Origin of the sequence: Sphingopyxis sp. FD7 (genome assembly GCF_003609835.1) — a bacterium.
In the GTDB taxonomy this organism is placed as follows: Bacteria; Pseudomonadota; Alphaproteobacteria; order Sphingomonadales; family Sphingomonadaceae; genus Sphingopyxis.
Map to the genome: position 1 here is coordinate 2,296,316 of NZ_AP017898.1, position 14,043 is coordinate 2,310,358.

Annotated in this window: 8 protein-coding genes; 3 read left to right on the plus strand and 5 right to left on the minus strand. The window is 63.4% G+C overall.

The features are described 5' to 3' along the window. The 5 genes from SPYCA_RS10905 to SPYCA_RS10925 form a co-directional block, all read right to left on the minus strand. Window positions 1-4,341, minus strand: coding sequence for a strawberry notch-like NTP hydrolase domain-containing protein (locus tag SPYCA_RS10905; protein ID WP_120220351.1), 4,341 nt, complete (start codon window positions 4,339-4,341; stop codon window positions 1-3). Window positions 4,342-4,386: 45 nt separating this feature from the next. Then, window positions 4,387-4,602, minus strand: a complete 216-nt coding sequence (locus SPYCA_RS10910) for a DUF6117 family protein (protein WP_120220353.1) — start codon at window positions 4,600-4,602, stop codon at window positions 4,387-4,389. Continuing rightward, a complete protein-coding gene (locus SPYCA_RS10915) occupies window positions 4,589-5,107 on the minus strand; it encodes a hypothetical protein (RefSeq protein ID WP_120220355.1) in 519 nt (172 codons plus the stop codon). Before SPYCA_RS10915 ends, SPYCA_RS10910 begins: the two co-directional genes overlap by 14 nt. Window positions 5,108-5,175: 68 nt before the next feature. Next, entirely contained in the window at window positions 5,176-7,272 is a 2,097-nt protein-coding gene (locus tag SPYCA_RS10920; RefSeq protein WP_120220357.1) for a ParB/RepB/Spo0J family partition protein, read from the minus strand. 127 nt (window positions 7,273-7,399) lie between these two features. Then, window positions 7,400-8,593, minus strand: a complete 1,194-nt coding sequence (locus SPYCA_RS10925; RefSeq protein WP_120220359.1) for a DUF932 domain-containing protein — start codon at window positions 8,591-8,593, stop codon at window positions 7,400-7,402. A 469-nt stretch (window positions 8,594-9,062) separates the two neighbouring features. Between SPYCA_RS10925 and SPYCA_RS10930 the strand changes: the two genes are divergently transcribed. Genes SPYCA_RS10930 through SPYCA_RS10940 form a run of 3 tightly spaced genes read left to right on the plus strand, consistent with a single transcriptional unit; the run spans window position 9,063 to window position 14,043 of the window. After that, window positions 9,063-10,322 (plus strand): Fic family protein, encoded by a 1,260-nt coding sequence (locus SPYCA_RS10930; RefSeq protein ID WP_197715340.1) that lies wholly within the window; start codon window positions 9,063-9,065, stop codon window positions 10,320-10,322. Further along, window positions 10,319-11,665, plus strand: coding sequence for a hypothetical protein (locus SPYCA_RS10935; protein ID WP_120220363.1), 1,347 nt, complete (start codon window positions 10,319-10,321; stop codon window positions 11,663-11,665). Before SPYCA_RS10930 ends, SPYCA_RS10935 begins: the two co-directional genes overlap by 4 nt. Before the next feature lie 8 nt (window positions 11,666-11,673). Further along, the gene (locus SPYCA_RS10940; protein ID WP_120220366.1) at window positions 11,674-14,043 is read left to right on the plus strand and encodes a hypothetical protein; all 2,370 of its coding nucleotides are present in this window, start codon (window positions 11,674-11,676) and stop codon (window positions 14,041-14,043) included.

Here is a 14,043-nt window from a genome sequence, read left to right on the forward strand (position 1 = left end):
TCACGCGGCTTTCCGGTCGAGGATACGCGCCAGCGGATGGTGCGTGAACAGTCGTTCGAGCACCTGGCAACCCGCCACACGGTCGTCGGGCACGAACAGCCGGAGCTTCCAGCTGATGATTTCCGAGAACAGTCCCATGGCTTTGAGGCGGTCAACGGCGGTCGGACCGAAGCCGGTCAGCTCGATCCGGTTGACCTGCATCAGCCGCGAGCGGCGCAGTTGCAGACCAACTGTCAGGTCGATCACACTATGACCTTCGCGCAGCAACGCCAGAGCTTGCGACGGCGACAGTTGCGGCGCATCCGCGCTGACCGCATTCGCGGCCCAAGCCTGTGACACCCGGCGACCGACAATGGTCTGGCCGTCGTCCGTGCGCAGGCGATAGACGCGCGTCGATTCCTCCGGAAGCCGCTTCCAGATCGGCAGCAGCAGACCGGTGACGATGTGCAGTTCGCTAGTGTCGAACTCGGAGACTTGGGCAACTTCGGCATCCCATGCCAACCGGAACGCGGACTCGTCGGCCTGTTCCCAACTGGTTTCCTGCAGATGAGCGAGGGCGAAGTTGAGCTTCTCCATGGGCCGGATCAGCCGAACACGGCGTTCGACCTCGCCGTCATCGAGCATCAGGCTACGTGCGGGCAATTGCACGGCCGCCCGCTTCGAACGGGAATTGACCAGCAATTTTGCACCCGGTTCGCGCAGCAAGTCGAGTGCCGCATCGGCGGTCACTGGTGTATTGCGCTCGCGGACAGCGATCGTGAGTAAGCAGGTCTCTGCACCCGTCGCGGGATGTGCGTAGATCGTCTCGCTGTGCGCCACGGAGAAACTGTCCGCTGTTAGCGTCTCGAGCCCGACATCATATGTGCCGCTAGCCATCGCGCTCTCGACCTTGGCGGTCAGCAACTGCTCGAACACCGTGAACAGGACGTTCTGCATGGCGATGGTCAGCGCCAGCAGCCGGTTGAGGAAGGTGATGATCGGCGGCAGTTCGTCCTTCAGGCACCCGCTACCGTCGGTGAGCGACAGCCCGGTCATGCTCTCGAAGGTCGCCAGCGAGCAGTGCTCGACCTTGCCCGCGTAAATCAGCAGGTAGAACTGGCGCAGCGCGTCGCGGGCATAGGGGCTTTCGAGATTGTCTTCGGGGCGGAACAGGCCTTGCCCGCCGGTCTGGCGCTGCCCGCGCGTGATTGCGCCAAGAGTGTCGAGCCGCCGAGCAATTGTCGAAAGGAAGCGTTTCTCGGCTTGCACATCGGTTGCCACCGGGCGGAACAGCGGCGGCTGCGCCTGATTGGTGCGGTTGGTGCGCCCGAGCCCCTGGATCGCAGCATCGGCCTTCCACCCGGCTTCGAGCAGGTAGTGATGTCGCAGCCGCTGGTTCCGACTCCCGAGATCGGCGTGGTAGCTGCGCCCCGTGCCGCCCGCGTCGGAGAAGACCAGGATCTGCTTCCGGTCCTCCATGAACGCCTGCGCTTCGGCGAGGTTGGCATGGACAGGCCGGCTCTCGACCACGAACCGTTCGCCGTCTGCATCGACTTTCCGAACGATCCTGCGGGAACGTCCGGTGACCTCGGCAACCATGTCGGTGCCGAACCGCTGCACGATCTGGTCGAGCGCGCCCTGGACCGGTTCCATGGACGCCAGATGTTCGATCAGTCGGTCGCGCCGTTCGATGGCCTCCCGGCATTGGATGACGTTGCCATCGGCATCATAGGCGGGCCGCGAGGCGAGGTTGCCATCGCCGTCTGAATAGGGCTCGTAAAGCTGCGTCGGGAAGCTGTGAGCCAAATAGTCCAGAACGTATTCCCTGGGGGTCACGTCGCAGCGGACGTCGTTCCATTCACCCGGATCGATCTCGGCGAGCCGCCGCGACAGCAGCGCTTCACCGGTCGAGACGATCTGGACGACCGAGGCATGACCATCGGCCAAGCCCTGTTCGATCGCCCGGATCAGGGTCGGGGTCTTCATCGCCGTGATCAGGTGATTGAAGAAGCGCTGTTTGCTCGATTCGAAGGCGGAGCGGGCCGCAGACTTTGCCTGTGCATTCAAGGTGCCATCGCTGCTGCTGGTCACGCCCGAGGCTTCGAGCGCGGCGTCGAGGTGGTTGTGGATCACCTGAAACGCCCCGGCGTAGGCGTCGTAAATGCGGACCTGGTCGAGGGTCAGCTGATGTTCGAGCAGTTCGTACTCGACGCCTTCGTAGGACAGCGAACGGGCGGAATAGAGCCCGAGTGCCTTGAGGTCGCGGGCCAGCACCTCCATCGCCGCGACGCCGCCTGCCTCGATCGCCGTGACGAAATCGGTGCGTTTGTCGAACGGGAAGTCCGCGCCGCCCCACAGGCCAAGGCGCTGCGCATAGGCAAGGTTCTCGACCGTGGTCGCCCCGGTTGCCGAGACGTAGAGGACACGGGCGTCGGGGAGCGCATGTTGCAGCCGCAGTCCCGCACGGCCCTGCTGCGAGGGTGCCGCATCGCCGCGTTCGCTCTTGCCGCCACCAGCATTCTGCATCGCATGGCTTTCGTCGAAGACAATGACTCCATCGAAGTCGTGCCCAAGCCAATCGACGATCTGCTGGACCCGCGAAACCCTCCCATCACGCGCATCGCTGCGTAGCGTGGCATAGGTCGTAAAAAGGATGCCCTGATCGAGCCGGATCGGCGCGCCCTGGCGGAAACGGGCGAGCGGGGTTACCAGCAAGGTTTCCTGGCCCAATGCGCACCAGTCGCGCTGGGCATCCTCGAGCAGTTTATCGGATTTCGAGATCCAGATTGCGCGGCGGCGGCCCTTGAGCCAATTGTCGAGAATGATCCCGGCAACCTGGCGGCCCTTGCCCGCGCCGGTGCCATCGCCAAGGAACCAGCCCTTGCGGAAGCGCACGGCAGTTTCGCTGTCGTCGGGGGCGGCCTCGACCTTGTCGTAGGTCGCATCGATGGTCCAGCGCCCTTCGAGATGGGAGGAATGGGCTTCGCCAACATAGATCACGGACTCCAGCTGGGCATCCGAGAGCATACCCTGTTCGACAAGGCCTTCAGGCAGGTGCGGCCGGTAGCTCGGCTTGGGCGGCGCGACCGAGGCCATGGCGGCGGATTGCACCAGCATGGTCGGATGTGGCCGCGCGTCCGGGATGCGCAGCGACTGGAGCGCATAGGGCTCGTAGAGCGTGTCGCTCAGCCGGGCCATGGCGTCGTCCGACCAGTCGGCGGTCTCATAGGCAAGTTCCACGCCGCACGGTTCAGCGGAAGGGACAACCGACAGCTTCGTTCGGGCAGTGGTGGCTGAACGTTTGGCACTTTGCGCAATCGGCGCGGGAAGCGGTGCAACAGCAACTGGCGAACGTGGCGGAAGGGCAGTGATCAGCCAGCGCAGCAGCGCCGCCAGGTCGGGAGCCATGCCCGGTGTGGCCGGGAACGAGGTGGGATCGATGGCGGGCAACTTGTCGATCACCGTCAGTCGGGTTTCGAAGGTCGTGCCGTGCGCCGCATAGACGGCGCCCGCGATCGGCGCGGTGAACACAACGCGCGCCTTCTCCTGCAAGCGGACGAACGCACTTCGCCATGTACTATGATCGGGCGAGCAGTTCGCGCCGGTGATGGCGACGAGCCGACCGCCATCGGCAAGCCGGGCGACTGCGGACGACAGATGCCGAAATGCCGTGTCGGCAACGCGGGCCTCGATGCCAAGCGCCGCCGAGAATGGCGGGTTCATTACGATGCAGGTCGGGACGATGACAGGGTCGAGCCGATCATGGATCTGCGCCGCGTCGTGGACGGAAACATGGCTTTCGCCGAACAGCTGGCGCAGCAGCGCAGCCCGTACATCGGCAACCTCGTTCAATGCCAACCTGCTCGCGCCAAGTTCGGCCTGAATGGCGAGCAGACCGGTGCCTGCCGACGGTTCGAGAACCAGTTCGCCCGGACCGAAGCCTGCCGCGAACCCCGCGATCCATGCCAGCCCCAGCGGCGTCGAGAACTGCTGGTAGAGCTGCATTTCCTCGCTGCGCCGGGTCTGGGTGGGCGCGAGGGCCGCAATGCGCTCGACCAGTTTCAGCCGGTCGAACGGATCGGCAGACCTAGCATGGATCGCCGGTCCATAGCGGCGCATGAACAGGACTTGGGCCACCTCGACCGCTTCGTAGGCGGTTTTCCAGTCCCAGGCGCCGCTGGCGTCGCTAGCACCAAAGGCGGATTGCATGGCGGTACGGATGGCTGAAGAATCGATGCGGCGACCGGCGGCAAGGTGACCGAGCAGGTCTTGGGCTGCCGCGATGATGGCAAGGGCGATGTTGTCCGGGTCGGAAGCGGCAGGTAGGCGCACGGAAGCGCCCGCCAAAGGCAGGTTGGTCATGGGATTGTCCTTTGATTGAGTGGTGAGAGGCGAAGCGGCCAGAGCTCAGGCGGGCGGGATATAGGCTTCGTAGGGGTTGCCAGGGGCGAGATGGCCGAATGGCGTCATCACGTAATCACCGTCATTGCGACCAACGGCGCAGAGGACGAAGCGGGTCTCGCCACTCTCGACCTCGGTGCATTCCATCAGCGCCAGGTCACCGGCCTCGGCGGCTTTGAGCAGCGTTTCGAAGTTGCGCCGGGCATAGTCAGGAATGGCCATGACCGATCTCCCCATTGGCCTGGGCTTCCACGTAGAAGCGGTCGAACAGCGTGTACGTCGATTCCGAGCGGATGGTGCTGGCGGTGATCAGCATTGCGAGCCCGCCGAAGCCATCAGGCCGCATCTTCGAGCAGGTGAACGCCATGGTGACGGTCAGATGGTCGAGATCCGGCGAGCGGCGGACGATATCCTGCAGGACGTCGGCCCAGAGGTCACCGCACATGTCGAGGTCGATGTCGTCATCGCCAAGGATGGCGTCGGCCTGCTCGTCAATCAGCTTCTGCGCGAGCCGACTGGTTTCGGGCGTCGCGGCATCAAGTGCTGCCCGAACTTCGGCAGCGGGCAGCGAGATCAGGTCGTTCGCGCCGTCTTCGCTGAAATAGTATGCGGTCTCGCCATTCAGCTCTTCGTCGAAAACCTGTGCGAGGAACATGCGTTCGATCGGCAACATAGCGGCGAGCGGGATCACCGGATCGATCACGGTGGGCGTGAAATAGTCAGCCATGACGTGGCTCCTTGATGGAATTGGGGATGAAGGTTGGCGGGGCGACCGGAGCCGCCCCGCGCAGCCGCTCATTCGGCGGCAATCGCCATGGGATCGTATGCTTCGTCGGCGTCGGAATGGTCGTCGTTCAGGAAATTGGGCAGATCAGTGCTGCCTTCATCCGGCTCGGCGACTGGCAGACGCAGCGGTTCGGGCAACCAGCCCGTGCCATCGAGCAGGCGTTCGGCTTCGCGCGCCATGTCGCCCTTCTTGAGGTGCTCGATCAGTACGGCGGTCGCATCGCCCCTGGCTTCGCGTACGGCCTCGATGATCCGCGGCTTGGTCACGCGGCCGAGATAATTGTCGACCGTCGGCGTCCAGCCCGCCTGCGCCATGTCGAGCCCAACGACGGATGCGAGGGCATCGGCTGCCGCGATCCGCTGGGCCACGCCGTGGGCCGAGATGCGCCCGTCATAACCCCGGGTAGGTTCGAACAGGGCGTTGACGCCGAGCGACACGCAATGCGCGAGCAGCGCCATCTGTTCGTCATGCGGCATGGCGGCGAGTGCATCCCACAGTGCCTGCGGTTCGTCGGGCAGCTTTTCGCCCAACTGCTCGTGTCGTGCCTGGATCGACTGGCTCCAGCTGCACTCGCGCAGGTTCGGGGCGACATTGCCGAGCCAGGCCTGGGTGACGGCGATCTGCACGCAGCCCTGGGTGCTATGCGAGCGGAACACCGACAGGGTCAGCGCATGCAGCAGAGCGAGGAAGGCCGCCTGCGGGGCGTTGGCCACGGCATCACGAAGCGCCACCGTGCGTTCGGCGGTCAGCTCGGCAATGAGCCGATCGGGCAGCGGACGAATGGCGTCGTCCTCGTCGTCCTGACCGCCGGTATCCTGCACCTGGCCGCCGACCACGACGGTAGTGCGCTGGGCGGTGCCGCCAACGCTCCCGGTTTCGGTCGCATCTTGGCCCTCGGCAACTGGCTCGTCCTCCGGCCGAACATAGCCGCGATCGATCCGCAGTCGCCCGTCGTGTGCGAGCGACACAAATACGCCAGCGCGGGCCTGCTCTTCCGGCTCATAGCTGACCGGGCGGCAATTGAGCGCGGTGAGTTCGGCGTCGATCTCGGTCAACCTGGCATCGACCTCGTCGGGCAGGTCGCAGCCATCGCTATATTCCTCGCCGATCGCGTCGTATTCCTCGACCAGCGAATCGAGCCGCACCTGTTCTTCGTCGGTCAGGGGCGCGGTCGTGCCGGTGATCCGGCGTTTGCCGCGCTCGCAGCCGTAGGGCAGATCGACCGCCGCTTCGACCCATTTCCAGCCTTCGGCACCGATTTCCTTGGCGATCTCGGACAGCTTTTCGGAGACGAGCAGTTCGACCAGCGCCGGATCCTGCAGCCAGCCATCGTCGTCCGATGAGAACAGGTCGCGCATCACATAGCCGCCCGCCTCGGTGTAAGCATCAAGCCCGATGAAGCGCACGCGGCGGTCGCTCGCAGCAATGGCATCCTCGGTCAGCAGGCGGCGGATCTGGTACGCAGGCGCATGGTGCCCCTGATTGACCTGTTCCCAGACCTGCTCCTGGCGGGCATGGTTGTCGGTGACAGTGAAAGCCATGAGCTGTTCGAGCGTCATGCCGTCGTCGGCGTAGGCGTCGAGCAGGCTGGGCGCGACCGAAGCGAGCCGCAGACGCTGCCGCACGGTCGAGACTGAGACGAAGAACCGCGCTGCGATGTCTTCTTCAGACAGCCCAGCCTCGATCAGCGCGCTGAAGGCGCGGAACTGGTCGAGCGGATGCAGGCCTTCACGCATCACGTTTTCGGCGAGCGAATCTTCCTCGGCGATGCCGGCCTCGCGCACCACGCAGGGCACCGGCTGATCCTTCGCCATCCGCTTGGTCTTGACCAGCAGTTCGAGCGCGCGGAAGCGGCGACCGCCGGCAGGAACCTCGAACTGGCCAGTCTCCTGGCCATCGGCATCGACAATCGCGCGGACATTGAGGCTCTGAAGCAGGGTCCGGCGATAGATGTCATCGGCCAGATCCTCGATCGAGATGCCGACCTTCACGCGCCGGACGTTCTTCTGGCTCAGCACCAGCTGGGAAAAGGGGATGTCGCGTGAGGAACTGAGCACCAGCTTGGGCAGTGGCTTGGCCGACGACTTGGTTTGAGACGTGGTCATGGGTGTTCTCCATGACGGGCAGCCGGGAGCCTTTCTCTCGGCCTCGACCCGTCACGAAGCAAAGCGCCGCCCTCTCACTTTCGGAGAAGGCAGCGCCACGCGGGACAACAGACGGGAAGAGCCCGGATCAATGGACCCGGTCGAGCAACTTCTTGGCCTTGCCCTCCATGTCGAGGCGGGCATCCTGGTGGGCCTTGTCGCGCGCCAGCGCGGTGATACCCTGCACGAAGTCGAAGATGGACTCAGGCGGGCGACCTTCCTCGGCCAGCACGGTCTCGATGATCTTGCCGGTCTCGGCCTTGGAGAAGCCGCGGTTCCGCAGGAAGTCGCTGCGATCTTCGTCGGTGCGAGCGACGATGCGTTCGCGCGCCGCCTTGATGCCGTTGACGAACGGCTGGGGCGAGGAGTTGGCGAAACCTTCCAGCGCCGGCGCAGCTTCGTGGGCAAATCGGTTCGCCGCATACTTGCTGTGGCGGATGCTGATTTCCTCGAAGTCTTCCACGCCCCAGAGGTTCCGGTTCTGGCAAACCGCGCGCAGGTAGAAGCTCGCCATGCCAAGCGTTTTAGCCCCAACCTCGGAGTTCCAGCAGTAGAACCCGCGAAAGTAGAGATCGGGCGACCCGTCGGGCAGTCGTCCGGCTTCGATCGGATTGAGATCGTCGACCAGGAACAGGAACACATCACGGTCCGAGGCGTAAAGCGTGGTCGTGTCGCATGTGATATCGACGCGTGGATTGTAGACGCCGGTGGACCAGTCGAGCACGCCAGGCACCTTCCAGCGCGTGTCGCCGGTGCCATTACCTGCGATCTTCTGCACCGCTTCGACGAGTTCATGATCGTAGATCCTGCCATAGTCTGGCCCAGTCACGGCGCGCAGCTCGAGCCTTCCGTTGTCGGTTTCGAGCGTCTTGATCTGCTCGGCGCGGTGCGAGGTCAGGCCGTATTGCAGATTGATCGCCGCGAGCGGTGCCGGAAGTTGACGCAGATAGGCGGCAGGCGCGCCGACCTGGCTCGCCAGTTGGCCGAAGCTCCAGTGCGTCGGCATGACGGGGGCATCGGTGCCGGGCAGGATCAGTGCCAGTCGCTCAGGATCGTTGCGGTTTGCTTCGACGTGGATGAGCGCGCTTTCGACGACGCGGGTCCGGCTGCGCTCGGAACGCCCGCGCACCGAACACGCCAGATCGCCAAGCGAGAGAAAGCGCTCATCATCGGGCCGCGAGAACCACTCCGACGAAACCCGACCAATCCGCTGGCCGCGTGAGACATCAACCTTATAGCCGCCGCCAACGTCGCGGCGCGCATCGAGAACCTGCATATTCATGGGGAAACCTCCATGACGGGCGGCCGGGAGCCTCTCTCTCGACCCTCATCCCGTCACGGCGAAGCCAGCCAACCTCTCACTCTCACCTGCTCATGCTGTGTGTCGCGCGAGCGGCCAGCGAGAACGCCAAGACAAGAAACCGCACCCTGAAGGGAGGCAGGTATCGCTTGCCCTTGCTAGCGCAGGCGGAAAGGCGGGGTCTGTCGGCTTTCGTCGCCTGCGCGTGATATCGTTACCGCCGGTTCAGAGTGCGCGCGGGCCCTTCAACGTCAAACGCGGCGCCCTCAGGAGAAGGCCCGCAGGGTCTTCGAGACAGAGCGCGTCAACAGCCCCGCTCCGATTCTCGGGGAGTTGCGGGGTGTCCCCGCTCGAAGGGGTAGCGAGAGAAGCGCAGCGGCTCGCGCTCAGGGGAAGACCTTCCCCTTCCCGGAAAATTGTTGTTTTATCCGGCACATGAAGCGGCATAAAATTGTCCAAATTGTCAATTAAAGCTAGTATTTTCAACATTTACAACCGGCATGAAATCCGGCACATAAACGCGATGGATATTGCCACTATGGAACCTATGGTGCCCGAGGAGGCATCGAAAGACCTCGAAGACGAGGTCGTGACACTGATCGCCGAGGCCAATCGCCTCGCGGGTCGCGCGCACCCCATTCTTTGCGAATCCATGGGAAACCTCGTTCGGTCGATGAACTGCTATTATTCGAACCTCATCGAGGGACATGATACGCATCCGCGCGACATCGATCGCGCTTTGGCCAACGACTTCTCTGCGGAGCCCAAGCGCCGCGAACTGCAGCAGGAAGCGATTGCCCATATCCACGTCCAGCGGCTGATCGACGAAGGCCGCGATCCAGACGTTTGGCCCGCGTCCGCTGCCTATGCAGCTTGGCTGCATGAAGAATTCTGCTCGCGGCTGCCTCCCGAGATGCTGTGGGTGACGAATCCGCAAACCGGCGAAAAACTCCCTGTGGTTCCGGGCGAGTGGCGGACCCGTGATGTCGAGGTTGGGCGGCATCTCCCACCCGAGCATACCGACCTTGCGCGCTTCATGGTCCGGTTCGATCGGGCCTACACCTCGCCACCACTCAATAGTTTCCGACAAATCCAGGCCGTGGGTGCTGTCCATCACCGTTTCTTGTGGATCCATCCCTTTCTCGACGGCAACGGCCGTGTCGCGCGGTTGATGTCGCACGCCTTGTTCAAGCGGCTGGGCATCGGAACCAGCCTTTGGTCGGTTGCACGCGGCCTTGCCCGCGATGAGGAGCTTTACAAGAAACTGCTCGCGCAGGCCGACGGGCCGCGCGAAGGCGACCGGGATGGCCGGGGCAATCTGACCCAACGCGGCCTGATCGCCTTTTGCCGCTTCTTTCTGGAGCGCTCGATCGACCAGATCCGCTTCATGAACGGATTGCTTGAGCCGGATATGCTGCTGCGGCGCATCGAAATCCATGTCGAGGAAGAGATCCGCTCCAAGCGGTTGCAACGTGGCAGCTATGCGGTCTTGCGCGAGGCTGTATTGGCCGGCGAGGTCGAACGCGCCAAAATCCCGATGCTCACCGGCTATGAAGAGCGCGGCGCGCGCAATGTCACCGCCGCCCTGGTCGAGCGCGGCATGCTGACCGCAACCTCGCACAAAGCGGCCCTAAGGCTCGCCTTCCCCGCCGATGTCGCTGAGCGCTGGTTTCCGAACCTCTATCCGGCCAATGCGGGGACGCGGATATGAAGGACGTCATCGTTCCCCTGATCCGCCGTTTTGTCCCGGCCAAGCCATTGCTGGGCGATTGGGAGTTTCTGCATCCTGAGCCAAGCGGCGCGGTGCAAGGATGGCGCGAGCTCGAGGAGCACTACCGCGTCCTCGTGCTGGCCGATCCCGGTGCAGGCAAGACGTTCGAGGCAAAAGATCGCGCCACCAAACTTCGTGAGAAGGGTGCCAAGGCCTTCTTCATTCGTATCGAGGCGATCGACGCCGCGTTCGAAGATGCGTTCGAGGTCGGAACGGCAGCGGAATTTTCCGACTGGCTTGCGAACGACGGCGAAGCGTTTTTCTTCCTCGATTCCGTCGACGAAGCGCAACTCGGTACACCGCGTGCGCTTGAAGAAGCCATCCGGGTTTTCGGCGCGCGCATCCATATCGCGCGCGAGCGCGCGAAGATTATCATCACCAGCCGGGAAGACGCCTGGCAGGCATTGTCCGATCGCACGCTGGTCGAGCAATACCTGCCCCACGGTGCGCCAACGGAAGCGCAGGATGGAGATCAGCGAGATTCGGACGAAGCCGACAGCGACGGCGTCCTCAAGATATACCGCCTCGGCGGCCTGAAGATCGATCAGATCAAGTTGTTTGCCGCGCACCACGCGGTCGACGTGAACGCTTTTGTCACAGCGATCGAGCGTGGCAATTTGATGACACTGGCGGAACGTCCGTTCGATTTGAAGGCGCTAATCCGCAAATGGCAAGCCGATGGGGCGCTTGGCAGCCGTCTCGAAGTGTTGCAGCGCCTGATCGAACTCCAACTGTCACCCCTGTCGGAAACGGGAGCGTCGCCGAAGATCGAGCCAGCCCGTGCGCGCAGCGGTGCGCGAGCACTAGCGGCAGCAGTGACGCTAACCGGGAGGAGCATCGTCTCGCTCCCTGACGATGGCAACAAGGATGATCGTGTCGATCCGGCGGCAGTCTTGCCCGAATGGTCGGAGCAGGAACTGGATGCGCTCCTGCGCACCGGCATCTTCGACGACATCGTGTATGCGAGCGTGCGCTTCCGTCACCGCGAAATCCGCGAGTTATTGACGGCGGAATGGGCGAAAGAACTGCTCGACCGCCTAGGCGCAAGACCCGAGGTCGAAGCCCTGTTCTTCCGCACGCAATATGGCGAACAGGTCATCGTACCGAAGCTGCGACCGACTTTGTGCTGGTTGCTCGTTCTCGACGAAGGCGTGCGTGACCGGGCGCTGGCGCTGGAACCTGATATCGCCAGCGAGGGTGGCGATCCATCGCAATTGCCTCTGGCGGTGCGTCAGCAAATGCTGGCCGGGATCGTCACGCAAATCGCCGAAGACGCGAAGTGAGAGGGATCATGGACAATACAGCTATTGAGCGCATTGCTGCCCCCGATCTTGGTGCCGATGCGCTGGCGCTGCTCGAACGCTTCGGCAGCGACGACGACGTCGTTTTCTTCATGGGGCGCTTAGTCTGGCAGGGCGAGATGCGCGAATGCCTGCCCGCGCTGGAACAGATCGCACTCGAAGCGGAGCGCGGCCGCTACGCGCGTATCGCCTCTATTCGCGCGATCATGACTCTGGGAGATGAGGCGCAAAAAGATCGCCTTTGGTCGGCCATTGCCGCGCATACAGGCCCGCTCGACAGAAGGCTGCTGGCTGAAATTCTCGAGTGGGAGACGCCGACATTGCGCAGCGTCGAACTGTTGCTCGCAACCATTGATCGGCTGCCGCCATATGAGCGGTTCGAAGCGACGGGGCTATCGGAAGCGATGCATCGGTTCATCGACCGTTTGCCGATCATGGCCGATGCAGCGCCCGAACAGCCCGTTGCGCGACTCGTGGAAGGTCTCAACGGATTTCTCGATCGTGAGCCTTATATCGAGCGTGGCGAGTGCCATGTCTCCGAGGCGTTTACTTGGCTTATGGGCCCCGCGCTCCATGCTGTGGATCGCTTGGTGAGCGGCCGTGCATCAGCGGCATTGGAAGCTGGCGCTCTCGCAATCCTGCGCAAAGTGCCTGCGGTGCGCTTCTGGCGTAGCGATGACGGGGCAGACTATAAGACCGCCCTCAATGCCAATGTCCCGCGCTGGCAGGAACTGAACGATCTCCTGTACTGGACGAGCGTTGCCGAGCGTCGCACGCACCTCGTCGCCAAAGGCGAGCGGTTGGTCGATGACTGGCAGATTTCGTTCATGAGCCCTTTCTGGCGCTTCGGGGCCGACGATTTTGATCGCTGCCTAGGCTGGGTGCGCGAAATGGAGGCGCTCGATGACCGGCTGGTTGCCCTTTCGCGCTGCCTTGTCCTTTTTGTCGGCGAGGATCGACCGGCCGAATGGCTCGAACAGATGCGAGACGCCACGTCAGGTCAGGCCGAACTGGAAACGGCGCTCGCCGAACGGACCGATCCCCGCCCGTCACAGGCAGTGCGGGACATGCAGGCCGAGGAGCGCAAGTGGAAGCGTCAAAGAAGGGCACGGGAAGCCAGGGAGCAGCGCGATCGGGCTGACTGGGTGCGGGCGCTCAAGGCGGACCCAAACCGGGTTCGCTCGCCAGAGGGACTGAAGCCTGGGGAGTTCAGCCATGACCAATATCATCTGCTGCACAGTGTGCGCGGCGACGGCATCTCGCGTGATCGCGATTGGGGTGCGGCGTGGCGGCAATTGACCCCCGAATTCGGCGACGAGGTTGCGCAGGCCTATCGTGACGCGGCCATCGCGTTTTGGCGACCGTATCGCCCAGTGCTGCGGTCGGAAGGGGGCGATACTGGATCGACGCCTTATGCTCTCATCTTCGCCATGGCGGGGATCGCGATCGAGTTTGATGAAACCGAAAACTTCCTCACCGCACTCAGCGACGAAGATGCCCGGCATGCCCTGCGCTACGTGGCCTGGGAGTTGAACGGGTTCCCGCGCTGGTTCGAGCCGCTCTACCGCGCGCACCCGAAAGCCGGACTTGAAGCCGTCGCCAAGGAACTGATCTGGGAGCTGGACCATAGCAAGGCCGATCAGCCGACCCACCATATCCTTCATGACATCCTCTACCATGCACCTTGGCTGCACGCAGAGGTCGCGCCGCTGATCCGTGATTGGCTGCGTTCCAACGACATGCGCAACGCTGACAATCTGCGTTATTGCCTCAACATCCTGTCAAGTTCCGGGGTGTCGCCGGGCGAGCTTGGTGGTTTGGCGCAGGCGAAACTCGCCGTCGGGGTCGAAGCCGAGCAGCGTCCGCGCTGGTATGCGCTGTGGGTCGATAACGCACCGGAGGACGCCATTCCGGCTCTCACGGCAGAACTGGAAGGCCTTGGTGAGGCAGGCGGTTCGGACTTCGCCCAGCTCTTCGTCGTATCACTGCTGGGCGACCGGCACGGGACAGGCTACCGGACAGGCGCGTTTAAGACGGCTGCGCATCTCAAGGATCTCTATGTCTTGATGCATCGCTACATCAAGTCGAGCGAAGATCTCAACCGGGCCAATGGCGGCGTTTACTCGCCAACGCTTCGGGACAACGCGCAGGACGCGCGCAACAAGTTGTTCAATCTGCTGTCGTCTGAGCCGGGCGCGGAGACCTACGCTGCGATCAAGGCGCTGGAAAAAGAGCACCCCGAGCCAAGCTATCGCCAGTGGATGGCGAAACGGGCGCGCGAGCGGGCGATAGCTGATGCCGATGAACCCGTTTGGGAGGCTGGTCAGGTTCATGCCTTTGCCGCCCGGTTTGCGGTGTGA

What these genes read in the sequence shown, in the direction of transcription:
- SPYCA_RS10905 (WP_120220351.1), bottom strand. Translation starts at nt 4,341, where the DNA reads ATGACCAACCTGCCTTTGGCGGGCGCTTCCGTGCGCCTACCTGCCGCT.
- SPYCA_RS10910 (WP_120220353.1), bottom strand. Translation starts at nt 4,602, where the DNA reads ATGGCCATTCCTGACTATGCCCGGCGCAACTTCGAAACGCTGCTCAAA.
- SPYCA_RS10915 (WP_120220355.1), bottom strand. Translation starts at nt 5,107, where the DNA reads ATGGCTGACTATTTCACGCCCACCGTGATCGATCCGGTGATCCCGCTC.
- SPYCA_RS10920 (WP_120220357.1), bottom strand. Translation starts at nt 7,272, where the DNA reads ATGACCACGTCTCAAACCAAGTCGTCGGCCAAGCCACTGCCCAAGCTG.
- SPYCA_RS10925 (WP_120220359.1), bottom strand. Translation starts at nt 8,593, where the DNA reads ATGAATATGCAGGTTCTCGATGCGCGCCGCGACGTTGGCGGCGGCTAT.
- SPYCA_RS10935 (WP_120220363.1), top strand. Translation starts at nt 10,319, where the DNA reads ATGAAGGACGTCATCGTTCCCCTGATCCGCCGTTTTGTCCCGGCCAAG.
- SPYCA_RS10940 (WP_120220366.1), top strand. Translation starts at nt 11,674, where the DNA reads ATGGACAATACAGCTATTGAGCGCATTGCTGCCCCCGATCTTGGTGCC.